Origin of the sequence: Bifidobacterium aerophilum (assembly GCF_010667685.1) — a bacterium.
GTDB lineage: Bacteria > Actinomycetota > Actinomycetes > Actinomycetales > Bifidobacteriaceae > Bifidobacterium > Bifidobacterium aerophilum.
Genome location: NZ_WHZW01000008.1, coordinates 1 through 24,931 on the forward strand (window position 1 = coordinate 1; position 24,931 = coordinate 24,931).

The window sequence follows — 24,931 nt, forward strand, 5'->3', positions numbered from 1 at the left end:
GGAGACCTACCTCTCCGATGTTCACCTCGCGCTCATCGCCATCCACCTCAAACGACCCTTAGAGTAAACACACCCTAGCAAGGGGCTACTCAGTCATCGAATATTGCGCGGACTGTAAGTGCTTAGCTACACTTATCACGATAAGTGTAGCTAAGCACAACAAGAGGCACACTTAATAGCAGTTTTCATACTGTGTACAGTCATACGGCTCGGCATCGGACCCCGGTTTCAGTCCGCATCGCGCTCTGCATCATAAATGGTGATGGTGAAAGTCTTACCAAGAGCAGCACAGTAGTCAGGCAGCAGATCAAGCAGTCCCGTGCGATGGAGATCGTGCTCAGCGTTCCACAGCGCGACCGCACTCAGCCCGGTACGACGTGCCATTTCGTCGTAGCTCATGCCGGCATCTTCTCGCATCTTTTTCATTTGCTTGCAGATAGTCCAGTATGTTCCAAGATTCTTGAGTTTCAGGAATTCTGCATCTCTTAGCGCTTTCGCTTTATCGGCCGGCGTGTATGCGGGCTCCCATCCCAGCATTTCGCTCAGCACATCCGACACGCTTTCTTGATGACCCGGTTCATCATCCGAATTGTCAAGGATGTCCCGCATGAACGCATCCGATTCTTCAGGCGTGCGGCAAACGACCCAATCATTCGGAATAATGCCCTGCTCCATCGCCGCCACAAGTACATCAATATGACGGGCGCGCGCATAATAGCCGGGTACGGCTGTCCTGCATTCGCCGTGCTGCTTCCGCTTCGTCCATGAGCCGCAACCCGCTCAATATCGTCTCCGCCCGTACCGGATCAGCGACAAGCCATGCACGGAACTCTTCCACCGGAAACTTTTCTCCCTTGTATTGTGCCATGTATCTCATTGGTTAACCTCCCATAATTGGACTCCCCATCGTGATTGGCGTTATCTCGCCATTTTTCATTGGCATCGCTGCCTGACGATCAAGAATATCGTCAGCTATCGCCGTGTCCAAATCGCGTATGTTGCAATCTGATGCGGTTCTCCCAAGCCGACGGCTTGAGCGGGCCATTGACGACCTGAACATCTTCAACCGGAGAACGACCATGCACAACGACAACACAGAACCATTCAAGTTCCGCTGCCTGATCTGCGGCAAAGCAATAACGGCGGAAGTCTGCATCGACCATCGCATCTGCACAATCGATCAGCTGCCGGAGGAAGGCCACGACGACAGTGACCTGCTCCCCCTCGGCGCCATCGAAATGACGTCATACGGTCATTACGGCACCGCGTTCTTCGATCCTTGCGACGACGGCACGCAAGTGGCCGCACTGATCTGCGACGACTGCATGGAAGAACGCAGCGACCGACTCATGTACATCGACAAGCAGCGCCGGCTCAGTCCGTTCAATAAGACAATGGACGAACTTAACGAGCAGGCAAAGCAGAGACGTGCGGAGCATGAAGCGCGTGCCGCACGCACACCAGCCGAAGACATCCCACTAGACAAAAACGGATATCCAGATCCCGTCTACGCGCAGTCCCTCATCGACAGGATCGAACAATACCGAAAAGAAAAATCCCCGGGGTTTCATGATATTTCGCATGAGTGACGTTCCGGGGCATTCGTCGGCAGTATAACTGTCATGAGTCTCAAAAAGTCAACCAGTTACGCTGATCGACATGCAACGATGATTCTCGGCCGAACGCATGGACACCTATGTGCGCTCGGCCCAAGCCACCGACTGTGACACGATTGATTTATACGTGTGGAAATCGTTACGAGATCCGGCGAATGGCGGCATGCCAAACTATCAACCGCGCAAGCGGGCCATATTCGAGAGCCACGTCAAGATGATGCGCGACCTGCGTAACCGTCTATCGCATCAGGAACATATCGTACTTGATGCTTTTGCCGACGAGAACCACTATCTGGATGAGCAGTACGCCAATCTCGACTGGATAGCCCGTTCCATCGATCCAAAAGCAGCCAACTGGATTCATAGTCAATCAAGAGTACCATCGTTACGCGAGCTGAGACCCAGCAACATATCACGGTATTGAAGAGATGGGAGCTAGCGGATGAAGCATATTCATATCGGAGACGTGGAACCATTCCGCATAGAACTGCTGCATCAAGATAAGACACAGGCACTGAAAGTGCTTGAAGAAGCCGCCGAAGCGGTAGAAGCATTCAAGGACTGGAACAAGCACGGGCAGACAGCCAAGCAACGACATGACCTGATTGACGAATGTGCCGACGTGATTCAGGCGACAGTCAATCTCATGGCCGCGATGGGGTTCACTGATGAGGAGATACATCAGGCCATCGAGGATTGCCGAGCCAGAAACGATGCCCGCGGCCGCATGGCACCATGCAGCGATAACTGACTACTATATGGCATTAGGCGTAAGGTGCGTGTGCTTGTTGTGTTGGCTGTACTTATTGCCGTACGCGCAGCCAACACAACACTGAACCAGTGCCCTTAGAGACTGCACCTAGCTGTAACGGTACCGGGCCGCCATTCCCATTCACCGTCGCCCTTCCGCATCATCAATGGTGACGGTGAAGGTCTTGCCGAGAGCGGTGCAGTAATCCGCGAGATAGTCGAACAGGCGATTGCGGCTGTACCCATTCTCCGCCTTCCACAATTCGGAAGACGAGACGCCGGTACGCCGCTCCATCTCATCAAGATCCAGTCCGGCCTGCTCACGCATTTCGATCATGCGGCGGCATACCGCCTGGTACATGTCACGGTTATGTTCCGCCAAAGGACTGAAGGGCGTCTCTCAAGCCTTGTTGCCTGCGGCGAGCATTACGACGTGCACGGCCTTGTCGGATTCGTCCTCGTTCATGCCTACCTGCCAGACCAGTGTCATCTTGGGCCATGTGTCTCTCACCACGTTCAGAGCCTCATTCATCTGTTCCATGTCCAGCATTTCAGACGGAACTGAGATAGCCATGAACGCTCCATGCACCTCGCCCAGATTCGTGTCCATGACCAGCCCCTTCACCGTACGGTTTATGGCGCGCCGGACCGCACCCTCACCGCAGCCGTCTACGGACCGAGTCCACAGGCAATCGCCCGGCTTCATCAGGTCATCGATGACGGATTGATCCACACGCAGCGGCGACTCAGGATCCGTCGAATCGGACAGCGCCTTCAATCCGACGCTCATATGCTGGACCGGTGGCGTATCGACATAGGAACCATCTTCCGATCGCCTGTCATCATCCGGAAACATCCGCACCTTCATATGCTCGTTCACGATCCGTTCGGCTCGTTCCATATACTCCTTGTCATCCGACGGACCAAACGTCACACGACGATCACCGATCACGACATCATGTTCGCCGCCATCTTCTTTCATCGCCCGATACGCATCGGCGTATTCACGGATATTCGGCCACTTGGTACGCACGTTCGACTGAGACGTGCCGCCGGCCCTTGCGATGTTCGTCAGCGTATGACCGACCCCGAACGCAACGCCGGCCTGCTCCTCCAACATATCCTTCACCACGCCCATCATGCTATTGCACAGCCACACGCAGGCAAGTCGCTCATCCAATAGGAATCCCCGACTTTTGGCGAATTTGACCAGCATATACGCCCAATAGTCAAGGCTCCCTCTCAACAGGGCCTCGGCCTGCACCCTGATTACCTGAGACAAGGCCGTCACGGCAACAGAGCTTTCATCGCCGAACGCCTCTCCGTCGCGAAGCCAATCGATCGTATCCGCATACTGCGCATTCTGTTCCGCATCGGGAACCGGCATCGCATCCTCGGCTTTCAGGTCACGCGCCACCTGCGCGATTCTGGCGACGCCCTCTCCTTCCGGAAACGAACCGGCAAACAGATCATTCAACTCGTCGAAACATGTGCAGCGCCGCGTTCCGCCGTGCGTCTCACCGGCTTTGCCGATATGTCTTTTCATCTGGGAACGTCCACTCTCCGGCTCCAATTGTTTCAATATAAGACGACGTATCTGAGTATGGATATCATCCACGCCTTTTGGCTTATCACAAACGTCGTCATGCTGAAATGTCACATCATCATTCATCATGATTCGAACTGTACGGGTCGTCACGCTGACGCACAACCTATGAATTTCACATATGCTGCCGTGCCCGTCATATGAATTCATATGACGGGCACGGCTGGGCGAGGAAAAGGAACGCGGCCCGGACCTGGTCAGTCGGAGCTGATCAGGTCCAATATTCCGCCAACCTTGGTCATATCGACGTCACGCTCGTCGAAGGCCTGACGGCGGTAAGTCAAGTCAATGCCGTTGGCCGTGGCGTAGTCGAGGACGCGACGGGCCAGATCGGCCGTTGCGTTGTTCTTGTTGATCGGCCTGCCACGCAGGATGGCGCGCTGCAGAAGCGGCCGCAACGACTTGACCAGCTTGTAACGGTCGGACTTGACCTTCACCATCCAGCCGTCCGCAAAATACAGCACGGCGCCTTCGCGGTCGGTTCGCCGGGCGTCGTCAATGGCTTGCGCCACGCCCGCCGACGAATCGCAGACCGCGACCACGTCAGGCCTTGTAAAATCACCGATCCCGGCGAATTCCGCTTCATGCCCGTAGTCGATGGCGAACGACTCCTGATTGCGGATCAGATGCAGCAGTCGCAGACCGGACCGGTCGTAGCCGACGATATGCCGGTCCGATTCCACGTCGACCACCTCGAACGCCGCCGTGTCATTCCATTCACGCAACCGCCTCCACAGCCGGTCGCGCACGGATTCGTCGGCTGGAAACAGCCGTTCGATCAGCACCGAATAATCGGTCTGCCCGGACTTCGACCAGAAACGGAATCGTCCCGGTTCCTCGGCGGCGCCGACCAATCCCAGGAAACCGTTCTCCTTGCGTTCCACACGAACCGGAAAGGCTCCCGGATGCATGTCGCCGTAGCCGGTCACCTTGTCGAGCGAGGTCGCCGTCGTCTCGTCCACGGCGAAGAACTTCTCGAAGCCGCGCTGCACCACGCGTCCGTCCGAGTCCACAAACAGGCCGCGCGCATTGATCATACGCACGTTCCACCGTCCTTCGCGAAACGCCTCCGGCGTGAAGTTGCATGCGTATATACCGTGCTCGCCACGCACCGGCACGACACGGACATCGGGATCGGCCCGCATGCGATCAAGCAGGTTGCCGTTCGGGTCGCCCGGTTCCAGCGGACGGAACAGCACGGCATGAAACCGCTTCCACGATGCCCGGATATACTCCTCCGGCACACGGTCCTCATCCGGTCGTTCCGCGTTGCGCCGCAACAGCTCATCCAACGGCACATCGAAGTCCTTCGTCTCCCACAACGCGCCGCGTTCGGTCGCCAGTCTCGCCAATTCGTTCGCATACCGAGGATTCGCATGCTGGGCGTCGGCCACCACGTCCCAACCGGCGTCGAGTGCATCGGCGATCATATGCCGACCCATCGCCACCACCATGCTTTCGAATCCGCGTCCGTACCCGAATCGCATGCGGTCGCGGTTCGCCACGGAACCGGCGACCATCAGCCGGATCGAGTCGAGCGAGATCACGCAGTGCGGCCATGTGTTGACCGGGTCATCCGCCCATTGCCGCGCCCACGTCGATTTGCCGGAGGCCGGCAGTCCGCGCAGGATGATCAGCTTTGCCATGTTTCACCGTCCTTCGTTTCTCGGATACTGTTCGTTTCTTGAATACCGTTGTCTCCTTCATTTCGCTCACCATCACCATCGCCCTCGCTGTTCCGAAGGCCGCGGAACCAGCCGATGATCTGCGTGCGCGATACCGGCGTCAGGTTCCATGCGTCGAGGCCGACGTTGAGGGCTTGCGGACGCGCACCGGCCGGCGACAGCTGATGCGTGTGTCCGTACAGCAGCTTGCGACCGTCGAACGGCAACGCCTGATCGTGGAATCGCACGGCGTCGTCGGGCCAGCCGTACGCGAGATCCTCGCGATATGGAAAGTGCGACAGGTTGACGATTTCGGTTGCGGCAGACGAGTCCTCTCCGCCGAATCCGCTCAGTTCGACCGTATCGTTCGCCTCGATGCTTTCGAACAGGTTGCGGGCCGGCTTGTCGTCCAGCCACCAGTCGTCGTGGTTGCCGATGACCGCGTGCAGGTGACGGCACACAAGCTGGCGCAGGCAGTCCTTGAGATGGTTTACGGATGTGCGGTATCCGATGTCGCCGAGGATCCACAGTTCGTCGTCCGGACCGACGATCTCGTTGATGTTGGCGACGATCGCCGCGTCGTGCGCGTCGGTGTCGGCGGCCTTGCGGAAATTGAGTCGGGAGTCATCCAGCACGATGCCCTTGGCCCAGTCTTCGGCGGCCTTGCGGCCCTGTTCGGCAAGGATGCGCCCGTATTGCACACGACCGGGATCGAACGTGGTGAATCCGCGCAGTACGCTGACGAGCGGATGGCCGAAATGCGTGTCTGTGGTGAAGTACTTCATCGTCGTCTCTTTTCCATTGTTGCTTTGTCTGTTTTGTCTCCGATACGGAAGATCGTCCGTTGCTCCCCTGCCGTTTTTCCTGAACCGACGCGCATCAGGCTGCCGTATGCGGCCGTCCTGCGTGGAGCGCCCATATACAATGGCAAACCGCCATCACGGCGCATAGGACTTCAGGAGGAAGGGATGATTGATGCGGGGTATCCTCTGCCGGCCGTCACGATGACGGTAATGCGGTCAGGACATGGCCCGATTTCGAATTATGCGTTTACCGGCTTGGATATGGTTCCGGCGATCCGGCATAAATACCGTCGGAACGGCGCCGGCATCGTCTTCACGGACGCAAGCCGTTTGAGGGCATGTTCAAGCGACGTCGGCAGCACATTCTGCCAACGCTTGGTACGGCTGACGATCCGTACGCGCTCGAACATATCACGGCAATCCATAACGGGATCACCATAGAACGTGTTTTCCGCCTTTGTCAAATCTTGCGCGACGGCTCCATGTACCGTCGCCCGTGTCCGCGTCGCCGTTGACGCCGACACCTTGGACCTGTGACGTAACGGGCATAGCCAGGCCAGTGGCTGCCGATCACCCTATTCGAGGCTGTCGCGCGTGAGTCGGGCGAAGGCGCCGTTGCGATCGACCAGCTGCCGATAGGTGCCGGTTTCGCCGATGCGGCCGTGATCGAGGACGATGATCCGGTCCATGTCGGTCAGGACTCGCGGCCTGTGGCTGATGACGATCACGGTGGTGTCTGCGGGGCGGTTGGCGATCAGGTCATAGCAGATCGCGGCCTCGGCGGTCGCATCCACCGCGGCGGTCGGCTCGTCCAGAATCCACAACGGCTTGCCGGACAGGAACGTGCAGGCCAGCGCGAGGCGCTGCCATTGTCCGCCGGACAATCCCACGCCGCCCCATTCCTGACCGAGCTGCGTGTCGAGTCCGTCCGGAAGCGCGTTCACGATGTCGAGCGCGCGGGCGCGGCGCAATCCGTCACGCAGTTCCTCGTCGGTGTGACGGGATGCGGGATCGATGAATTCGCGCACGGTCACCTCGATGTGCGTGAAGTCCTGGAACACCATGCTCGACGCACCCAATCGTTCCGCCCATGAATCCAGGCAATGCCCGTCACCGGACTTCCCCGACGTCAGGCCGACCGCGCCGTCCGGCGCGTCGAGGATGCCTGCGATGAGTTTGACGAGCGTGGTTTTGCCCGACCCGTTCTCCCCGACGAGAGCGACGATCGACCCCGGCGCGATATCCAGCGATACGTCGTCCAATGCCGGACCGCGAACGGCCGTGACCGACTTATGCGCATCATCCGCGTCATCGTCCTCGCCGTCGCTTTTGACCGCGACCGGATACGCGTACGTCAGATGTTCCACGTGCACGCCGACCGGACCGGCCGTCTCAGGGATCGCATGATTCGCGTGCAGCATGTCCATGAGCCGGTCAAAGGCAAGGATCATCGGCGTGGACGCCATGAGGTTGCCGAACGCCTCACCCGTGGTGCGCGTCACCGACAGTCCCGTCATGATGCCGACCAGGGCCGCCGGTATGCTGGTGGCCGCCGCATGACCGGACGTCAGGATCAGCCAGAACGCACCTCCGGTCAGCAGTGCGAACGCCAACGAACTCACCCCGGTCAGCTGCACCCTGCGCCATGAGACGCGCTCCCACATGCCTGCCATGGTGAAATACCGGACACGCGCCTGTGCCGGGATGCCGAACGAACCGGCCGTGGCCGCGATCTCCGTGCTCGACGGAGGATAATCCAGCAGCCGTTCGAAATAGTTTGCGCGGCGTGACTCCTTGCCGCGCTTCGGCCACAGCTCGTTCGCCAGCTTTTCCACGCCGAACTGAGCCAACAGTTCCGGGATCATCGCCACCGCGATCATGACCGCCGCCAACGGATGCATGTGCCACAGGGACCCGGCCAGCATGACCATCGATGCCAGCGCGCCCACCACCGACGTGGCGTCCGCCGCCTGCGAGGCCACGTTGTATGGGATCGCGTCACGCGCCGCGCGCACCTGCGCGGTCACCTCGTCATCCAATGTCTGCGCCGGCGTCAGGTTGGCCAGCGCATCGGTCAGATCGGACTGGTACTCGGCCATCAACGGTTCCTGAAGCAGATCACGCATGTCCTGCGCCAGCGACGACGATACCGACATCAGCACCGCGCCCACCGTCAGCACCACCAGGATCAGCGCGAACCGGCCCGTGCCAAGAGCCGATCCCATGCCGAGCCCATCCGGACCGCATGCCCAACCGATCATCCACACCTGCAACGACGGCATCGCCATCATCACCAGCATCGACAGCCACATCACCACCGTACGCACCGGCCGCTTGCGCAACGCGTACGCGCTCGTGCGCCACGACGTCACCACCGCGTCACGAAACGGCCGCAACCGGTTGCCGTCATTCCTCTTCTCACCGTTGTTCTCACACACGATCGGCCAGCATAGGAAGTCTATGTTAAAAAAAAAAGTAACGATCGACCATGCCGCAGGAACGTGCGCCGCGCATATACGACAAGACCCTCACGGGCGATGAGCGTCCGTGAGGGTCTTCATCTAATTAATACTGAGAATCAATCTCAGCAAACCTTCCACATCCAGTTGTGCGGATCGTCGATCTCACCGAGCTGGATGCCGAGCAGTTCGTTGCGCAGCGCCAGCGTCAGTTCGCCGGAACCGCCGTCAGCGACGGTCACGTCGAACTTCTCGGACTTGAAGCGGCCGATCGGGGTGATGATGGCGGCGGTGCCGCACGCGAACACCTCGGTGACCTCGCCGGACTTGATGTCCTCGAGCAGCTGGTCGAGCGCGATCATCGTCTCGACGACGTCGTGGCCCTTGTCCTGCAGCAGCTGGATCAGCGAGCGGCGGGTCACGCCCGGCAGGATGTTGCCGGTCAGCGACGGGGTCTCGACGTGGCCGTCCTTGTGCACGACCATCATGTTCATGCCGCCGAGCTCCTCAAGGTAGGTCTTGGTGGCGGCGTCCACGAAGCACACCTGCTGGCAGCCGTTGGCGATGCCCGTGTACTCGCCGAGCAGGGAGGCGGCGTAGTTGCCGCCGCACTTGGCGAAACCGGTGCCGCCGGGGCCGGTGCGGAACCACTTGTCCTCGACCCAGATGCTCACCGGCTTGACGCCGCCCGGGAAGTACGGGCCGGATGGGGAGGCAATCACGCAGTAGTCGACCTCCTGCGGCGCGCGCACGCCGAGGAACGGCTCGGACGCGAACATGAACGGACGCATGTACAGCGTGTACTCACGACGGGACGGCACCCAGTTGGCGTCGCGCTTGACGAGCGCGGCCACGGAACCGAGGAAGTCGTCGATCGGCAGTTCCGGCAGGTACAGGCGCTTGGCGGAGTTCTGGAAACGCTCGGCGTTCGCGTCCGGACGGAACAGCCAAGTGGAACCGTCGGCGTGGCGGTAGGCCTTGAGGCCCTCGAAGCATTCCTGCGCATAGTGCAGCACGGATGCGCCCGGGTCCATCTTCAGCGGCGCGTACGGCTCGATACGGCGATCGCCCCAGCCTTCGCCCTTGGTCCAGGTCATGTGGGCCATGTTGTCGGAGAACACCTGTCCGAAGGCCGGCTTGTCGATAAGGGACTGGCGCTTCTCGTCGGAGGCCGGATTGTCGTTCGGCAGGACGGTGAAGGGCTCGGTGAGCTTGTCGAGTGCCGCGGGATCGTGATGTGATTGTTCAGTCATTGCTAACTTCTTTTTGACAAATGCCCGTCGTGGCCGTCGTTATGCTGCGTACGCCATGACCGGCATGTGCTGGTAGGTGCAGCCGGCGCTTCTGGCACCGGTTCTGGTTGATACTTTCTCACACACCCGGTGATGCGGACGTGCGGGATTTCACATTATGAATTATGCGAGAATATGCCGGGGACACCGGGAGCGGATATGGAAAAGTCCGTACAAGATCGTCTCGTACGGACTTCTCCCCTATTCGATCACAAGCCGGCTATCCGGCGACGATCACTTGGCGTCGGCGGCCGGGGCGGCAGCGTCAGCCGGAGCGGCATCGGCGGCGGCTTCCGGAGCGGCGGTGGACTCGGTGGCATCCTCCGGCACCTCGACGGTGACGACGGACTCCTCGAGGTCATCCATGTCGAGCTCGGCGCCTTCCGGCAGGACGACGTCCTTGAGCAGGATCTTGGTGCCGTCGGTCAGGCCGTCCACGTTCACGACGATCTTCTCCGGCAGGTTCGCGACATCGGCGCGGACCTTGAGCTCCTGCACGTCGACGAACGCGACGGCGACGCCCTTCGGGGTGCCCTCGACGAACACCGGCACCTCGACGTCGATCTTCTCGCCGGCCTTGACCTCGTAGAAGTCGATGTGCTCGACGATGCGCTTGACGGGGTTGCGCTGCACGTCCTTGACGACGGCCATCTTGGTCTGGTCACCGAACGCGATGGAGAACAGCGCGTTGGTGTGACGCAGGGACAGGGTGGTCTCCTTCATCGGGAGCTTGACGAACACCGGGGCCTCGCCGCCGGCGTAGATGGTCGCCGGGATCTGCTTGGCGACGCGCATACGGCGGGCAGCGCCCTTGCCGAACTCGTCGCGGACTTCGCCCTCGAGCTTGATGGTGGTAGCCATGATTGGTCTCCTTGGTTGTGTTACTTGTCGTTCTGTCTGTTTGACGCCACGACGCGCCGCAGAACGCACCAAGGAGGTGATCCATACGCCGAGTCGATTACGGAAGGCACGGACTCTTACGAGACTGCATCTTCCCTCGCCAAAGCAACACGCTTCGGCTCGGTCTGGTCGCGCGGATGCCGCGCTCCCCTCGCCTGCAAACAGTCCACTGGACTGTTTGCTTAACGGCTCGGCCTGCCAAAGCAACAGCTCACCAGTATACACGGATGCCGGACATGCGGATCTACAATGGAATACGGCAGTTGAGCCGTGGGGGTTTTCGCTCGCCGACACCCATGTCGGCGAGCGAAAACCGCCACGCCGGGAGCGAGACAGGGTCGTTCGGCCCCGTATACGGAATCGAGGATGCGATGAGGCGGGTCACGCGCAATGTTCTGATCGGCACCGGGGTCGCCGCGGCAACGGCCGGCCTGTTGTGCGGGGCGGGCGAGTTCATGTTTCGGTTCACGATCGACACGCGGTTTCCGTGGTCGATGATGAAACTCGTCAGGTCCGGCAAGGTCAAGGGCGCGGATTTGGAGGGCGTGCACCGGGACGCCGACGAGGAGGCCGAAGCGGCGAGATGGTTCGACGAGTCGAAACAACCGGTCGTCACGTTCAGCGAGGACGGGTTGCGGCTGCATGGATGGCTGCTCGATCCCGACTGCGCGGCGCCGAAACCGCACCTATATGCGATCTGCATGCACGGCTACACGGGGACCCCGTCCGAGATGGCGAAGTATGCGCACCGGTTCGCACGTCTCGGGTTCACGGCGCTCACACCGGCGATGCGAGGCCACGAACTGAGCGAGGGGCGGTATACCGGCATGGGCTGGCTGGAACGACGCGATCTGATGGCATGGATACGGTTGATCGTCGAGAGCGATCCCGACGCGCGGATTCTGCTGGACGGCCTGTCGATGGGCGCGGCGTGCGTGATGATGACGGTCGGCGAGCCCGATCTGCCGCGCAACGTGGTCGCGGCGATCGAGGACTGCGGGTATTCGTCCGTGTGGGATCAGTTCCTGTTCAACGCGAAGGGGATGTACCGGCTGCCGAACAAATGGCTTGCCGTGCCGGTGGTCGAGGCGATGAGCGCCGCATGCCGTCGGGCGGCGGGATACGGGTTCAAGGAGGCGTCGAGCGTGTCGTCGCTTAGACATGCCACGATCCCGATGCTGTTCATTCACGGCTCGGCCGACACCTTCGTCGATCCGTCGTTCCTTGACCGCAACTACCAGGCATGCGCGAGCCTGCATAGGGATCGGCTGCTTATTGCCGGAGCCGGACATGCGATGAGCGCCAGCACTTCCCCGAACACATACTGGCGCAAAGTCACCGGCTTCGTCCGTGACGTGTTCGCGCTGTAAACGACTAATTACAAAGCTCGCAATACCGCGATACGTGGTGTGACGTAATACAAAAACGGTGGCTCCCCTTCTCGGAGGGGAACCACCGTCACACCGGCTCACGTTACGCGATGAGCTCCTTCACCGCGGCGATGACGGCCTGCAGACCGGCCTTCGCGTCGCCGAAGAGCATCTGCGTGTTGTCCTTGAAGTACAGCTCGTTCTCGATGCCGGCGTATCCCTTGCCGCGGCCGCGCTTCATGACGACGACGTTCTGCGCCTTGTCGACGTCGAGGATCGGCATGCCGGACACGGGGGTGCCCTGGCGACGCGCCGCCGGGTTGGTCACGTCGTTGGCGCCGACGACGAGCGCGACGTTGGCGGTCGGGAACTGCGGGTTGATGTCGTCGAGGTCGACGAGTTCCTCGTACGGCACGTTGGCCTCGGCGAGCAGCACGTTCATGTGGCCGGGCATTCGGCCGGCGACCGGGTGGATCGCATAGGAGACCTCGACGCCATGGCCCTTGAGCAGTTCGCCGAGATCGGCGAGCTCACGTTGCGCCTGCGCCTGCGCCAGGCCGAAGCCGGGCACGAAGATGACCTTGTCGGCGTAGACGAGCTGGACGGCCACGTCGTCCGCGGTGGTCTCCTTCATCGTGCCTTCGGGGCCTTCCGCGTCCGCGCCGGAGGCGGAGCCGCCGCCGAAGCCGCCGGCCAGCACGCTCATGAGCGGGCGATTCATGGCCTTGGACATGTCGATGGACAGGGTCACGCCGGCCGCGCCGACGAGGGCGCCGGCGACGATCAGCGCGATGTTGTTGATCGCCAGGCCGCTCATGGCGACGGCGGTGCCCGTGCACGCGTTGAGCACGGAAATGACGACCGGCATGTCGGCGCCGCCGATCGGGATGACGAACACCAGGCCGTAGCACAGGGCGAACAGCGTGGTCAGCACGCACCACAGCACGGCGTTGGCCGGCTGCACGCACAGCATGACGAACGCGGCGATCGTCAGCACGATGAACGCGACGTTCCACACACCCTTGGCCGGCAAGGTGAGCTTGCGCAGGAACCTGACGCCCTGCAGCTTGCCGGCGGCGACGAGAGAGCCGGTGAACGTGACAGAGCCGATCATGATGCCGAGGCCCGCCGTGATGAGCACGACCAGGCCCGGACCGGCGGCGTCCTCGGAGTTGAGGATGTCGTTGAGCGCGACGAGGGCCGCGGCGCCGCCGCCGACCGTGTTGAACACGGAGACGAGCTGCGGCATGTCGGTCATCTTGACCTTCTTGGCGCTCCACACTCCGGCCACCGCGCCGATCGCGATGCCGGCGATGAGCAGCGCGACGGCGACGCCGTGACGGAACCCGTTGCCGATCTCGCCGACGAACAGCACGATGAACGCCATGGCGCAGGCCATGACCATGCCGGCGGCGGAGATCAGGTTGCCGCGGCGCGCGGTCTTGGGCGAGTTCATGAGGTGCAGGCCGATCACGAACATGACGGCGGCCAGCAGATAGACGAACCATTCGACGACGCCGAGCGGCGTGCCCAGCGTCTGTGCCAGAGTACCCATTTACTTGGCCTCCCCGTTCTTCTCGGAATCCTTCTTCTTCGTCTTGTCGGACTTGAACATCTCGAGCATGCGGTCGGTGACCACATAGCCGCCGACGACGTTCATCGTGCCCAGCACGGCGGCCAGGAAGATGAACACCCATGCGAGCGGGCTGGTGGCGTGAGCGGCGACGATGACCACGCCGACGATGACGATGCCGTGGATGGAGTTCGCGCCGGACATGAGCGGCGTGTGCAGGGTGGCGGGCACCTTGCCGATGACTTCGACGCCGATGAGCAGCGCCAGGACGAACAGCGTGATCGCGACTACGATATCCATGTCGTTCCCCTTTCCCTTATGCCTCTGCGGACGCGACGGATTTGGCCGGGCGTCCGGCGACGACGAGCGCGTCGTCGAGTTCCTCGCCAAGATCGATGGACAGCTTCCCGTCGCGCACGAAGTGGGCGAGCACGTCGGCGACGTTGCGGGCGAGCAGGTTGGCGGCCGTGTTGGACACCTCGCTGGCCAGATAGGGCGCGCCGATGATGGTCACGCCGCCGTCGGTGACGCTCGTGCCGACCGCGGAGCCTTCGACGTTGCCGCCGAGCTCGCTGGCCGCGCAGTCGACGATCACCGCGCCTCGCTTGAGACCGTCCACGCCGGCCTTGGTGAGCAGCACCGGCGGTTTGCGGCCGGGCACCTTTGCCGTGGTGATGATGACGTCGAAGCCGGCGGCCTTCTCGTCGACCGCGGCCTGCTGTGCGGCCTGTTCCTCGGCCGTCAGCGCACGGGCGTAGCCGCCCTCGCCCTGCCCCGCGGAGAAGTCGAGTCCGAGATCGAGGAACTTCGCGCCGAGGGATTCGACCTCGCCACGCGAGGCCGGGCGCACATCGTACGCGGTGACGACCGCGCCGAGACGACGCGCCGTGCCGATGGCCTGCAGACCGGCGATGCCGGCGCCGAGGATGAGCACCTTGGCCGGTCGGATCGTGCCGGCGGCGGTCGTCATCATCGGGAAGAACGATCCGTAGGCGTTGGCGGCGACGAGCGCGGCCTTGTAACCCATGACGGAGTTCTGCGAGGTCATCTCGTCCATCGACTGCGCGGAGCTGAGCTGACGCGGCAGTCTCTCCATGGCCACGCCGACGAGTCCGGCCTTGTCAAGCGATGCCACGTAATCGGCATCAGTGAACGAGCCGAGCATACCGATCACCCACGTACCTGCTTTGAGCCGGCCCACCAGCGAGGAGGACGGCCTGTCGACGAATCCGAGCACGTCCGCCCCGGCAATCACCTCGTCCGCGGACAGCACCTGCGCTCCCGCCTTGACGTAATCGTCATCCGTGTATTGTGCGGCAAGTCCCGCGCCGCGTTCGATCAGGCAGGACACGCCCGCCTTGCGCAACCGTGTGACGATGTCCGGCGTCAACGCGACGCGGGACTCGTGCGCCGATGATTCGTTGAGAACACCGAAAACCACGGCGGCTTCCTGGGTTTCAGCCATGAGAGCCCTTTCTTTCCATCCATGACCAAGCAGTCATTGCTTGCATCGCCACAGTCTAGCCGAACAGCCGAATCTCGGCGCGGCTCGTCCCATCAGACGAATCCCCCGACGACCACCGCATCGTCGGGAACGGCCGACATATGACAAGGTTTCCTACGCTACCGTAAGGTGACGAGACGGCAAACAACGATTAGTATTCAAGGATTGAGAAGACCATCAGCGGTGGTTCACGCAACCCAAGGAGAATTTTCGTGTCCGTCATCACCTCATTGAACAAGCAAGCGGCCGGTCTTGTGCAGAAGGCACTGCGGCTGGGGGGTGATTTCGTTCACCCGATCAGCGACGATTCGTCCGACGCGCCCGACTACGTCTCCCCCGACGACATCGTCGACGAGAACCGGTCCCTGCCGCACACCGACGAATGGGGACCGGGATACCCGACCACCACGTTCATCGACCCGGCGACCGGCCTGCTGACCGCGGAAACCGCCGGCAACCCGCCGCTGGACGAGCATACGACCATCTACAGCGTGTACGAGGACCGCGCCCGGCGCATGGGTGACGATCCGCTCTACACGTTCAAGTCGAACGGCGAATGGGTGACCAAGACCGCCAACGAGTTCCTCGTCGAGGTGCGCAAAGTCGCCAAGGGACTGATCCATTACGGGCTGAAGAAGGGCGATGCGGTCGCGTTCATGTGTCGCACGTCGTACGAATGGGATCTGGCCGACGCCGCCATCATGGCCTGCGGCGGCGTGCTCGCGTCGATCTATGACACCGATTCGGCCGAACAGATCCGCAACATCGTGAACAACTCCGACGCGCGCCTGCTGATCGTGCAGGATACCGCCATGCGCGAGAAGGCGGACGGCGCGATCGAGGAATGCCCGTCGCTCGAGCACATCATCTGCATCGAGACGGGCGGTCTGGACGAGATCGCCGCATACGGCAGTTCGGTGAGCGACGAACAGCTCGACGAACGCATCAACTCGCTCAAGAAGACCGACCTGTGCTCAATCATCTACACGTCCGGTTCGACGTCCGCGCCGAAGGGCGTCGAGATGACGCACGAGAACTACTGCACGGACGCGTTCAACCTGCGCGATTACATGCCCGACCTGCTCCAGCATGACAAGTCCGGTTCCATCCTACTGTTCCTGCCGCAGGCGCACACGTTCGCACGTGCGATCAACTACATCTGCGTGGCCAGCAACATGCGCATCTACATCGCGACCGGCATCAAGACGCTGCTCGCCGACCTGCAGGTGGCTCGCCCGACCGTGATGATCGTGGTGCCGCGCGTGCTGGAGAAGGTGTACAACGCGGCCTCTCAGAAGGCCGGCCACGGCGCGAAAGGCGTCGTGTTCGCGGCCGCGGTCACCGCGGCTCAGCAGTACATGAAGGAGGTCAGCGAGTTCGGCAAGGCCAAGACGTTGACCGCCATGCGCCGCGCCTCGTTCGACCCGATCGTCTACCAGTCGCTGCGCGAGGCGCTGGGCGGACGCGCCAAGTGGATCGTTTCGGGCGGCGCCCCGCTCGACCCGGAGCTGATGAACTTCTTCCGCGGCGCGAACATCCCGGTCTACGAGGGTTACGGCCTGACGGAAACGACCGCGCCGTGCGCGTTCAACCCGCTCGGCGTGCCGTTCCACGAGGGCTCGGTCGGCGTGCCGTTCCCGAGCTTCAAGATTCGCATCGCCGAGGACGGCGAGATTCAGGTCGGCGGTCCGGTCGTGTTCCACCGCTATCACAAGAACGACGAGGCGACCGAGAACGCGTTCACGACGGACGGCTGGCATGCGACCGGCGATCTGGGACGGTTGGATGATGACGGCTTCCTGTACATCACCGGCCGCAAGAAGGACCTCATCATCACCGCAGGCGGCAAGAACGTGGCCCCCGGCCCGATCGAAGAGGTGATCCAGCGGTGCGAGTTCGTCTCGCATGCGCTGGTGCTCGGCGACAAGCGTCCGTTCATCTCGGCGCTCATCACGCTGGATGAGGAGACGTTGCGTCCGTGGCTTGAGGCGAAGGGCCTCGACCGTGACATGTCGCTGGAGGATGCGGCGGCCAACGCGGCCGTGCGCGCCGAAGTGCAGAAGTGGGTCGATCAGGCCAACGAGGGTGTCTCCCGCGCCGAGTCCGTGCGCAAGTTCATCATCCTGCCCGAAGACTTCACCCAGGAGAACGGCCTGCTGACCGCTTCCCTCAAGGTGATTCGCCCGAAGGTCATCAAGCGCTATTCCACCCTGCTCAACACGCAGATGTACACCAAGCGCAAGTAGCGTTCGGTTCCGTATATGAGAAAAGCTCCCGATCGGGAGCTTTTCTCATATACGCCGAAATAGCGCGCCGCGAAGCGATCCTAAGCAGTCGAAAAAACTAGAATCCCGGTTTCTCCAACTGCTTGGCTGAGCCGTTAAGCGGACAGTCCAGTGGACTGTCCGTAGGCGAAGGCGAGCAAAGCGAGCAATATATACGCGCGCGTAGCGCGTCCTAAATTGCAGGGCCGAAGGCGAGCCGTTAAGCGGACAGTCCAGTGGACTGTCCGTAGGCGAAGTGAGCGGCCGCAGTAGCGCGCCGCGAAGCGATCCTAAGCAGTTGGAGAAATTAGAATCCTAATTTCTCCAACTGCTTAGGATCGGACTGCCAGCCCTTGGCGACCTTGACGTGCAGGTCGAGCTTGGCCTTGCCGCCGACGATGCGGTTGACGGGCGTGCGCAGCTTCTTCTTGACGCGCACGAGATGCTCCGCTCCCTTGCCGATGATGATGGGCTTCTGCGAGTCGCGTTCCACGTACACGGACACCATCACCTGGATCTTGCCGTCATAGGATGCCCCGGACTCGTTGTCCTGCGGGTATTCGATCGAGTCGACGACCACGGCCAGCGAATGCGGCAGTTCGTCGTCCAGTTCCTCCAGGAACGCGCCACGCACGAGTTCGGCGATCGTCTCCGCCGGACGCTCCTCGCTGATCTGGTCTTCCGGGTACATCTGCGGGCCTTCGGGCGTGTGGTCGATGAGCACGTTCTTCACTTCGTTCAGATTGTCGTGCTCGAGCGCGCTCACCGGCACGATGTCGGAGAAATCGGCGAACTCGTTGACCTCGATGAGCTTGTTGATGAGTTGTTCGCGATTCAGCTCGTCGATTTTGGTGACAATCGCGATGAGCGGCACCTTCCATTTGAACGTGCCGTCGTCGCGCTTGGTCGCGAAATCGGTACGAAGCCTGCTCAGAATGCGGCGGTCGCCCGGTCCGATCTCCTGATCGGCGGGCAGCAGGAACGCGACGACATCCACGTCGGACAGCGATTCCTCGACGATGTCGTTGAGACGCTGGCCGAGCAACGTGCGCGGACGATGGATACCGGGGGTATCGACGAGCACGAGCTGCGCGTTGTCGGTGGTGAGGATGCCTCGGATCGCCTTGCGCGTGGTTTCCGGCCGGGATGACGCGATGGCGATCTGCTTGCCGATCAGGGCGTTGATGAGCGTGGACTTGCCGACGTTCGGACGGCCCACCACGGCCACGAATCCGGACCGATATGGCTTCGGTGCGAGATCCGCCGCCTCGTCCGCGTCATCGATGCGTTGCTGTTCGTCGCTCATGTCACTCCTTGTCGTCGTCACGGCCCGCGCGACCCTTGTCGTCCGCGGAGGTTCCCCGGGCGTTGTCGTCTTCATCCGTTGAATCGCCATCTTCCCCGACGCCCTCGACGTGTGCGGGTTCCACGACGATCGTGGACACCTTCTTGCGTCGCCCGGCGGAGTCCACGGCGGTCAGGCGCAGGCCTCTGGTCACCGCGGACGCGCCGACGATCGGCACCCTTCCGATCAGCTTGGTCAGCAGACCGTACACCGTGTCCACGTCGTCCTCGTCGATGTCGATCTCGAAGATCTCCTCCAAGTCGGCGATCGGGGTACGCGCCGGCATGCTCCACTTGTGGTCGCCGATCCGTTCCGGCTCCGCGCGTTGGGTGCGGTCGTGCTCGTCCTCCAGCTCGCCGACGATCTGTTCGATCGCGTCCTCGATGGTGACCAGTCCGGCGATGCCGCCGTATTCGTCCACGACGACCGCCACGTGCTGCCTCGTGCGCTGCATTTCATGGAACAGGTCGTCCACCGGCTTGGATTCAGGCACGAGCATCGGCTCGCGGATGATCGATTCGACCTTGCGGCTGATGGCCGCGGGGTTGAACGCGGTGGCGCGCACCGCGTCCTTGAGATAGGCGACGCCGATCAGGTCATCCACGTCGTCGCCGATGACCGGCACGCGGGAGAATCCGGAACGCGAGCAGAGCTTGAGCATGCTTTCCAGCGTCTCGGTGCGTTCGATGCAGATCATGTCGGTGCGGGGCACCATGATCTCGCGGGTGAGCGTCTCCGACAACGTGAGCACGTTGCGCAGCATTTCCGAGACTTCGGGGTCGAAGTCATTCGCCTCGACGAGCCGGTCGATGGTCGCGCGTCCCTGTTCGAGCTGGATCTTCTCCAATTCCTCGTCATCAGACAGATCGGAGTCGCGATCGCGCTTCTTCGGATCTCGCTGCCCTCCGATTCGGGCGAACGGGGTCAGCCATGCGGCGACCGACACGAGCGTGGCACGGCCAAGCATGATGTCGACCGGCTTAAGCGCTCCGGCCGAACGCGGACGCACGAGGATGGACACGACGCCGACGATGATCGCCACCACGAATCCGGCCAGCAATTGCGCCCATATCGGAGCCTCGAACAGAGCGGCGATGCAGGCGACGAGCACGCCGTCGAGCACGTTGCAGGTGATTCGGAAGAACGCGCAGGAGCCGGCCGTCGCGTATCGGTCGGAAATCAGATGCTGGACCTTGTGGATCCGATCGATCTTCTTCATCTTCAGGAACTGCGAGGTTTCCGAATCCGTCTGTACCTCGAGGATGAGATTGTTCAGGCTGGCCCGCGTCACACGGGACACGGCCCCTTCGGCGGCTGCCAGCGACAGTGACAGCCACACCAGCAGGCCGGCTACGAGGATGAGGATAACGGTCAGCGCTATCGCCGACGTATCGGAGGACATCGTGGGTTCCTTTGCGTGAATGAAAACGGTCGTTGCGGATCTGATTATGACGTGCGGACGGCCCGGCGTGGGGCCGGGTCAGTGGCCGAGCTGGCGGTTGGCCCCGTGAACCCGGTCGTATTCGGCAAGGACGTCCGGGGTCCCGGACGGCAGGGTCACCGGCGCGCCGATGGTGTGGCGCACCGCGATGAACGTGAGCAGCAGCTGCCGTTGCAGTCCGAACATCTGACGTTCCTGTTCGGGGCCGACATGGTCGTAGCCGAGCAGATGGAGGATGCCGTGGATGGTGAGCAGCAGCATCTCCTCAAGGGTGCTGTGACCGGCCGCGGCGGCCTGCTGGGCGGCGACCCACGGGCAGATGACGATGTCTCCGAGCACGCCCTCCATGACGGTTTTGCCGTCACCGGGACGCAGCTCGTCCATCGGGAAGCTCATCACGTCGGTCGGCCCTTCTAGGTTCATCCAGCGTTCGTGAAGCTCGGCGATCGGCTCGGGATCCACGAACATGACGGTCAGGTCGGACTGCGTGCTCACGCGCATCTGGTCCATCACCCACACGCCGAGATCGGAGAAGACCTTCGGGTCGATGGTCCACTGGGTTTCGTTGGTGACGTCCACGCTCATCGGCGCTCATCCTTTCCGTCGTCACCGAGCACGTCCGATACGGCATATGCGCGGTGCTGCTTCATTTCCCCGTGTTCGCGGCGAGCCTTCGTGCTGTGGTCCCCGGCGATCGCCGAATGCCGCTCGTACGCGGCGACGATCTGTCCGACGAGCCGATGGCGTACCACGTCCGCCGCTTCGAGATGGGCGAACGCGATGTCGTCGATGCCTCCGAGGATATGTTCGATCGTGGCGAGACCGGACCGGGGCACGGTCAGGTCCACCTGCGTGATGTCTCCGGTGATGACCATCGTCGTGTTGAATCCGAGGCGGGTGAGGAACATCTTCATCTGCTGTTCGGTCGTGTTCTGCGCCTCGTCGAGGATCACGAACGCGTCGTTGAGCGTCCGGCCGCGCATGTACGCGAGCGGGGCGACCTCGATCGTGCCGTCGTCCATGTACCGGCGCAGCTGGTCGGAACCGAGCATGTCCGACAATGCGTCGTACAGCGGGCGCAGGTACGGATCCACCTTCTCGTTGAGCGTGCCGGGCAGGAAGCCGAGGTTCTCCCCCGCCTCGACGGCCGGACGCGTCAGGATGATGCGCCTGATCTTCCTCTCCTGGAACGCCTGCACGGCCTTGGCGACCGCAAGATACGTCTTGCCGGTGCCGGCCGGGCCGATCGCGAACGTGATCGTATGCGATTCGATGGCGTTGACATAGGAGATCTGGCCCGCGGTCTTCGCGCGGACAGGAACGCCGAGCGCATAGGTGATCACGCCGGGGATGCGCGGCTTGCGTTGCGTGGATCCCGCGCCGTCGCGCGCGGACGCACGGCGATCGGCATCGTGGGTCTCCGCGTCATCGGCGCGACGGGCCTTCACGGGCTGTCCGGACGCCGCATGCTGTCCGAAACGCTCATGACGCACGCGGTTCGGCAGCACCTGCTGATCGAGCATGCGGCGCACGGTGTCGGCGTCCATCGGCGCGCTGTAGGCGGTCCGGATGATCGTGTCGATCACGTCCGCGGCCTGCGCCGCCTGGGATTCGGTCTGTTTGCCGTGGGATACGATCGCGATGCGGTTGCCCCGCACGATGATGGTCAGATCGGGGAACGCGCGTTCCACCTCGCGCAATACCTCGTCGACCGGACCGAGAACGGCGACCGGGTCAAGTTCGGTCGGGATGGCGATGGTTCGTGTCGTCGTCGCCACGGGCTACTCGTCCAGGGTCTCGCCGGTGAGCACGTGAGCGTGCACGTGGAACACGGTCTGGCCGGCGTCGAGGCCGGTGTTGAAAACCAGGCGGTACGCGCCGTGGAACTCCTTGTCGGCGATGGATTGGGCCACCTCGACGATGTGGGCGAGCTCGGCCGGATCATCCTTGGCGAGCTCGGCCACGTTCGCGTAATGACGACGAGGCACGACCAGCACATGCACCTTGGCCTTCGGATTGATGTCCTTGAACGCGTAGGTGGTCTCGTCCTCGTACACCTTCGCGCTGGGGATCTCCCCCTTGATGATCTTGCAGAACAGGCAGTCCGTCGACTCGCTCATATCGCTCCTTCATTACATTGTCCGACTACGCCCATGCTATTGCGCAGGCTTGTCATTTGCCGGCATTGGCGCCGGATTCGGCTCACGTGCGACGGCCGTTGCGCCATGGGCCGAATTCGCGTCCCGTCATGCGCAGGACGGAACCGGCGGCGCGGAACGCGCACTCCCGTCAGATGCGTCCCAGCGCACGCGACAGCAGGGTCAGCGCCACGGGACCCGCCGCGGAGGCCCTCAGAATGGTGGAACCCAGCACGCATACGTGGGCTCCGGCATCACGGAACGCCTCCACCTCGGCGTCGCTGATGCCCCCTTCGGGGCCGACCATCACGTTGATGGTGCGAGGGCGCCCGTCCTCAAGACAACGGTCGGCGAGTTCCCGGACCTGCCGCTCGATGCCGTCCCAGGTATCGGTCGCGTCCTGATGGAGCACGATGACCAGATCGCCATGCACGCAGGCCCTTCTGCAGACGGCGAGCATCTGCTTGCTGGTGATGCAGTCGGACAGTTCCGGCATCCAGCTGCGCCGGGACTGTTCGGTGGCCGCCGCGAGCACCTGATGCCATTTGCGGTCGGTGCGGCCGGCCTTCCATTTGGCGATGGAACGGTCCGCCTGCCAAGGGATCACCTGGTCGACGCCGATCTGAGTGGCCATGTCGATGGCCTGTTCGTCATGCCCCGTCTTCGCCAGCGCCTGGATCAGCGCCAGACGCGTCACCGGCCGGGGTTCGCGCCCCACCTCACGCACTTGGGCCAGACCGTTGGCCGCATCGCAGATCACCGCCCTGACGCGAAGACCTTCGCCGTCCGACAGATCGAGCTCGTCGCCGTCGCCGAGCCTCATGGCCTGAATGGCATGCCTGCGCACGGAGGACGGCAGCGTGAGCTTCCATCCCGTATTGAGCTCGTCGCTGTTGACCGGCACGTCATCGCGTTCGGGGTCGAGAAGAAACAGAGGATTCGTCATGGGCACTAGGCTACACAAACCCCGCAACGAGTAACGAACCATTGAAAACACTTGCAACACGCCGTATAGCATCATTGATTTGACGTCTGAGCCCGAATGAGTATAGTAATCAATCGTTGTCTGAACAACGCACTCGTCCGGGTGGCGGAATGGTAGACGCGCTAGCTTGAGGTGCTAGTGCCTATTTTATACAGGCGTGTGGGTTCAAGTCCCATCTCGGACACGAGCGAAACCCCGTGGAAACACGGGGTTTTCTTGTATCTGCACATCCATACACCGCCGGCGCATGTCCGGCGACGACCGGCGGAGGCTTCCTTGCGGTTCATCACCATCGATTCCATCGACGACGATCGCGTCGCGGCGTACACGAACCTAACCGAAATCCAGTTGCGCAACCGGCTGGAACCCGCCAAGGGACTGTTCATCGCGGAATCCCCCAAAGTCATCGACCGGGCGCTGGCCGCAGGCCGCGAACCGATCTCGCTGCTCGTCGAGGAGCCGTGGATCGAAGGCATGGCCGATACGTTCGCGTTCGTGGACGACCATTGGGGTCCCGACATCCCCGTCTACGTCGCTTCCCCGGAACAGCTGAAACAGCTGACCGGGTACCGTCTGCATCGCGGCGCCCTGTCCGCCATGCGCCGATGGCCGCTGCCGTCCGTGGCAGAGGTGTGCGCCGGAGCCCGACGCGTCGCCGTCATGGAGAACATCGTCGACCACACGAACGTGGGCGCGCTCATGCGCTCCGCCGCGGCGCTTGACGTGGATGCCGTACTCGTCACCCCGTCATGCGGCGATCCGCTGTACCGACGTGCCGCACGCGTGTCCATGGGCACCGTCTTCCAGATCCCGTGGACGCGCATCGGGATGGAATCGAAGCACGCATGGCCGTTCGACGGTCTGAAGGAACTGCATGACCTGGGCTTCACCACCGTGGCGATGGCGTTGACCGACGATTCGATCAGCCTGGATGAACTGGTACGTCGACTGAACAACGGCGCGGCCGACCCCGACCATATCGACAAGCTTGCCCTGATCTTCGGCACCGAGGGGGACGGTCTGAGCCGGCACACCATCGCCAACGCCGATCTGACGGTGAAGATCCCGATGAGCCACGGCGTCGACTCGCTCAACGTGGCCGCATCGAGCGCCGTCGCATTCTATTCGACCAGGATTCGCTGAAAAGTCACGAAAGTCGGGCGACATGCCCACGCGGCTGCCTTGCGTGTCGCCGAATTTGTGCGAGTATTGACAGTGTCC

The 24,931-nt window shown here is 62.2% G+C and carries 24 protein-coding genes and 1 tRNA gene; 7 read left to right on the forward strand and 18 right to left on the reverse strand.

The window, feature by feature from the left end; genetic code table 11:
• Positions 1-228 precede the first annotated feature (228 nt).
• Together GFD25_RS04615 and GFD25_RS04620 are read right to left on the reverse strand one after the other, a co-directional pair.
• Complete coding sequence (locus GFD25_RS04615; RefSeq protein ID WP_163230421.1) at positions 229-675, reverse strand: helix-turn-helix domain-containing protein; 447 nt, start codon at positions 673-675, stop codon at positions 229-231.
• A gap of 16 nt (positions 676-691) precedes the next feature.
• Entirely contained in the window at positions 692-868 is a 177-nt protein-coding gene (locus tag GFD25_RS04620; RefSeq protein ID WP_163230423.1) for a hypothetical protein, read from the reverse strand.
• A 127-nt stretch (positions 869-995) separates the two neighbouring features.
• Here GFD25_RS04620 and GFD25_RS04625 point away from each other — a divergent pair, with 127 nt between their 5' ends.
• From GFD25_RS04625 to GFD25_RS04635, 3 genes are all read left to right on the forward strand, one after another.
• Complete coding sequence (locus GFD25_RS04625) at positions 996-1,589, forward strand: hypothetical protein (RefSeq protein WP_163230425.1); 594 nt, start codon at positions 996-998, stop codon at positions 1,587-1,589.
• 97 nt (positions 1,590-1,686) lie between these two features.
• Complete coding sequence (locus GFD25_RS04630) at positions 1,687-2,040, forward strand: hypothetical protein (RefSeq protein ID WP_163230427.1); 354 nt, start codon at positions 1,687-1,689, stop codon at positions 2,038-2,040.
• 18 nt (positions 2,041-2,058) lie between these two features.
• Complete coding sequence (locus tag GFD25_RS04635; protein ID WP_163230429.1) at positions 2,059-2,367, forward strand: pyrophosphohydrolase domain-containing protein; 309 nt, start codon at positions 2,059-2,061, stop codon at positions 2,365-2,367.
• A gap of 141 nt (positions 2,368-2,508) precedes the next feature.
• Here GFD25_RS04635 and GFD25_RS04640 read toward each other — a convergent pair whose 3' ends face one another.
• The 7 genes from GFD25_RS04640 to GFD25_RS04670 form a co-directional block, all read right to left on the reverse strand.
• On the reverse strand, positions 2,509-2,727 hold the full coding sequence (locus GFD25_RS04640) for a helix-turn-helix domain-containing protein (protein ID WP_163230431.1): 219 nt from the start codon (positions 2,725-2,727) through the stop codon (positions 2,509-2,511).
• Between the two features lie 39 nt (positions 2,728-2,766).
• On the reverse strand, positions 2,767-4,041 hold the full coding sequence (locus tag GFD25_RS04645; protein WP_163230433.1) for a hypothetical protein: 1,275 nt from the start codon (positions 4,039-4,041) through the stop codon (positions 2,767-2,769).
• A 128-nt stretch (positions 4,042-4,169) separates the two neighbouring features.
• Positions 4,170-5,618 (reverse strand): RNA ligase, encoded by a 1,449-nt coding sequence (locus tag GFD25_RS04650; protein WP_163230435.1) that lies wholly within the window; start codon positions 5,616-5,618, stop codon positions 4,170-4,172.
• A complete protein-coding gene (locus tag GFD25_RS04655; RefSeq protein WP_338024624.1) occupies positions 5,606-6,421 on the reverse strand; it encodes a metallophosphoesterase family protein in 816 nt (271 codons plus the stop codon). The genes GFD25_RS04650 and GFD25_RS04655 overlap by 13 nt, the downstream gene beginning before the upstream one ends.
• Before the next feature lie 593 nt (positions 6,422-7,014).
• Positions 7,015-8,877 (reverse strand): ATP-binding cassette domain-containing protein, encoded by a 1,863-nt coding sequence (locus GFD25_RS04660; RefSeq protein WP_338024625.1) that lies wholly within the window; start codon positions 8,875-8,877, stop codon positions 7,015-7,017.
• A 146-nt stretch (positions 8,878-9,023) separates the two neighbouring features.
• Positions 9,024-10,151 carry a branched-chain amino acid aminotransferase gene (locus GFD25_RS04665; RefSeq protein WP_163230437.1) on the reverse strand — a complete coding sequence of 376 codons (1,128 nt, stop codon included), beginning with the start codon at positions 10,149-10,151 and terminating at the stop codon, positions 9,024-9,026.
• Positions 10,152-10,424: 273 nt separating this feature from the next.
• The gene (locus GFD25_RS04670; protein ID WP_163230439.1) at positions 10,425-11,051 is read right to left on the reverse strand and encodes a 50S ribosomal protein L25/general stress protein Ctc; all 627 of its coding nucleotides are present in this window, start codon (positions 11,049-11,051) and stop codon (positions 10,425-10,427) included.
• Between the two features lie 410 nt (positions 11,052-11,461).
• On the opposite strand from GFD25_RS04670, the gene GFD25_RS04675 reads away from it, so the two are divergent.
• Complete coding sequence (locus GFD25_RS04675) at positions 11,462-12,460, forward strand: alpha/beta hydrolase (RefSeq protein WP_163230441.1); 999 nt, start codon at positions 11,462-11,464, stop codon at positions 12,458-12,460.
• A gap of 103 nt (positions 12,461-12,563) precedes the next feature.
• Here GFD25_RS04675 and GFD25_RS04680 read toward each other — a convergent pair whose 3' ends face one another.
• The 3 genes from GFD25_RS04680 to GFD25_RS04690 are packed head-to-tail and all read right to left on the reverse strand — an operon-like array spanning position 12,564 to position 15,498.
• Entirely contained in the window at positions 12,564-14,015 is a 1,452-nt protein-coding gene (locus GFD25_RS04680; protein ID WP_163230443.1) for an NAD(P)(+) transhydrogenase (Re/Si-specific) subunit beta, read from the reverse strand.
• Positions 14,016-14,333: an NAD(P) transhydrogenase subunit alpha part 2 gene (locus GFD25_RS04685; RefSeq protein ID WP_163230445.1), complete on the reverse strand. Its 318-nt coding sequence runs from the start codon at positions 14,331-14,333 to the stop codon at positions 14,016-14,018.
• A 16-nt stretch (positions 14,334-14,349) separates the two neighbouring features.
• Positions 14,350-15,498, reverse strand: coding sequence for an NAD(P) transhydrogenase subunit alpha (locus GFD25_RS04690; RefSeq protein ID WP_163230447.1), 1,149 nt, complete (start codon positions 15,496-15,498; stop codon positions 14,350-14,352).
• 251 nt (positions 15,499-15,749) lie between these two features.
• On the opposite strand from GFD25_RS04690, the gene GFD25_RS04695 reads away from it, so the two are divergent.
• Complete coding sequence (locus tag GFD25_RS04695) at positions 15,750-17,783, forward strand: AMP-binding protein (RefSeq protein ID WP_163230449.1); 2,034 nt, start codon at positions 15,750-15,752, stop codon at positions 17,781-17,783.
• A 325-nt stretch (positions 17,784-18,108) separates the two neighbouring features.
• Here GFD25_RS04695 and era read toward each other — a convergent pair whose 3' ends face one another.
• From era to GFD25_RS04725, 6 genes are all read right to left on the reverse strand, one after another.
• Positions 18,109-19,107, reverse strand: coding sequence for a GTPase Era (gene era, locus GFD25_RS04700; protein ID WP_163230451.1), 999 nt, complete (start codon positions 19,105-19,107; stop codon positions 18,109-18,111).
• A gap of 1 nt (position 19,108) precedes the next feature.
• Positions 19,109-20,548 (reverse strand): hemolysin family protein, encoded by a 1,440-nt coding sequence (locus GFD25_RS04705; protein ID WP_163230453.1) that lies wholly within the window; start codon positions 20,546-20,548, stop codon positions 19,109-19,111.
• A gap of 78 nt (positions 20,549-20,626) precedes the next feature.
• On the reverse strand, positions 20,627-21,172 hold the full coding sequence (ybeY, locus tag GFD25_RS04710; protein ID WP_163230455.1) for an rRNA maturation RNase YbeY: 546 nt from the start codon (positions 21,170-21,172) through the stop codon (positions 20,627-20,629).
• Positions 21,169-22,365 carry a PhoH family protein gene (locus GFD25_RS04715; RefSeq protein WP_163230457.1) on the reverse strand — a complete coding sequence of 399 codons (1,197 nt, stop codon included), beginning with the start codon at positions 22,363-22,365 and terminating at the stop codon, positions 21,169-21,171. The genes ybeY and GFD25_RS04715 overlap by 4 nt, the downstream gene beginning before the upstream one ends.
• A gap of 3 nt (positions 22,366-22,368) precedes the next feature.
• Positions 22,369-22,707, reverse strand: a complete 339-nt coding sequence (locus GFD25_RS04720) for a histidine triad nucleotide-binding protein (protein WP_163230459.1) — start codon at positions 22,705-22,707, stop codon at positions 22,369-22,371.
• 169 nt (positions 22,708-22,876) lie between these two features.
• Positions 22,877-23,671: a 16S rRNA (uracil(1498)-N(3))-methyltransferase gene (locus GFD25_RS04725; protein WP_163230461.1), complete on the reverse strand. Its 795-nt coding sequence runs from the start codon at positions 23,669-23,671 to the stop codon at positions 22,877-22,879.
• Between the two features lie 135 nt (positions 23,672-23,806).
• Between GFD25_RS04725 and GFD25_RS04730 the strand changes: the two genes are divergently transcribed.
• Together GFD25_RS04730 and GFD25_RS04735 are read left to right on the forward strand one after the other, a co-directional pair.
• Positions 23,807-23,894 (forward strand) — tRNA-Leu (locus GFD25_RS04730).
• Positions 23,895-23,986: 92 nt separating this feature from the next.
• Positions 23,987-24,853: a TrmH family RNA methyltransferase gene (locus GFD25_RS04735; protein ID WP_163230463.1), complete on the forward strand. Its 867-nt coding sequence runs from the start codon at positions 23,987-23,989 to the stop codon at positions 24,851-24,853.
• The last annotated feature ends 78 nt before the right edge of the window (positions 24,854-24,931 follow it).

Coding starts and splice junctions, on each gene's coding strand:
- GFD25_RS04615 (WP_163230421.1), bottom strand. CDS start 675: ATGGAGCAGGGCATTATTCCGAATGATTGGGTCGTTTGCCGCACGCCT.
- GFD25_RS04620 (WP_163230423.1), bottom strand. CDS start 868: ATGGCACAATACAAGGGAGAAAAGTTTCCGGTGGAAGAGTTCCGTGCA.
- GFD25_RS04625 (WP_163230425.1), top strand. CDS start 996: ATGTTGCAATCTGATGCGGTTCTCCCAAGCCGACGGCTTGAGCGGGCC.
- GFD25_RS04630 (WP_163230427.1), top strand. CDS start 1,687: ATGGACACCTATGTGCGCTCGGCCCAAGCCACCGACTGTGACACGATT.
- GFD25_RS04635 (WP_163230429.1), top strand. CDS start 2,059: ATGAAGCATATTCATATCGGAGACGTGGAACCATTCCGCATAGAACTG.
- GFD25_RS04640 (WP_163230431.1), bottom strand. CDS start 2,727: ATGTACCAGGCGGTATGCCGCCGCATGATCGAAATGCGTGAGCAGGCC.
- GFD25_RS04645 (WP_163230433.1), bottom strand. CDS start 4,041: ATGATGAATGATGATGTGACATTTCAGCATGACGACGTTTGTGATAAG.
- GFD25_RS04650 (WP_163230435.1), bottom strand. CDS start 5,618: ATGGCAAAGCTGATCATCCTGCGCGGACTGCCGGCCTCCGGCAAATCG.
- GFD25_RS04655 (WP_338024624.1), bottom strand. CDS start 6,421: ATGAAGTACTTCACCACAGACACGCATTTCGGCCATCCGCTCGTCAGC.
- GFD25_RS04665 (WP_163230437.1), bottom strand. CDS start 10,151: ATGACTGAACAATCACATCACGATCCCGCGGCACTCGACAAGCTCACC.
- GFD25_RS04670 (WP_163230439.1), bottom strand. CDS start 11,051: ATGGCTACCACCATCAAGCTCGAGGGCGAAGTCCGCGACGAGTTCGGC.
- GFD25_RS04675 (WP_163230441.1), top strand. CDS start 11,462: ATGAGGCGGGTCACGCGCAATGTTCTGATCGGCACCGGGGTCGCCGCG.
- GFD25_RS04680 (WP_163230443.1), bottom strand. CDS start 14,015: ATGGGTACTCTGGCACAGACGCTGGGCACGCCGCTCGGCGTCGTCGAA.
- GFD25_RS04685 (WP_163230445.1), bottom strand. CDS start 14,333: ATGGATATCGTAGTCGCGATCACGCTGTTCGTCCTGGCGCTGCTCATC.
- GFD25_RS04690 (WP_163230447.1), bottom strand. CDS start 15,498: ATGGCTGAAACCCAGGAAGCCGCCGTGGTTTTCGGTGTTCTCAACGAA.
- era (WP_163230451.1), bottom strand. CDS start 19,107: ATGAGCGACGAACAGCAACGCATCGATGACGCGGACGAGGCGGCGGAT.
- GFD25_RS04705 (WP_163230453.1), bottom strand. CDS start 20,548: ATGTCCTCCGATACGTCGGCGATAGCGCTGACCGTTATCCTCATCCTC.
- ybeY (WP_163230455.1), bottom strand. CDS start 21,172: ATGAGCGTGGACGTCACCAACGAAACCCAGTGGACCATCGACCCGAAG.
- GFD25_RS04720 (WP_163230459.1), bottom strand. CDS start 22,707: ATGAGCGAGTCGACGGACTGCCTGTTCTGCAAGATCATCAAGGGGGAG.
- GFD25_RS04725 (WP_163230461.1), bottom strand. CDS start 23,671: ATGACGAATCCTCTGTTTCTTCTCGACCCCGAACGCGATGACGTGCCG.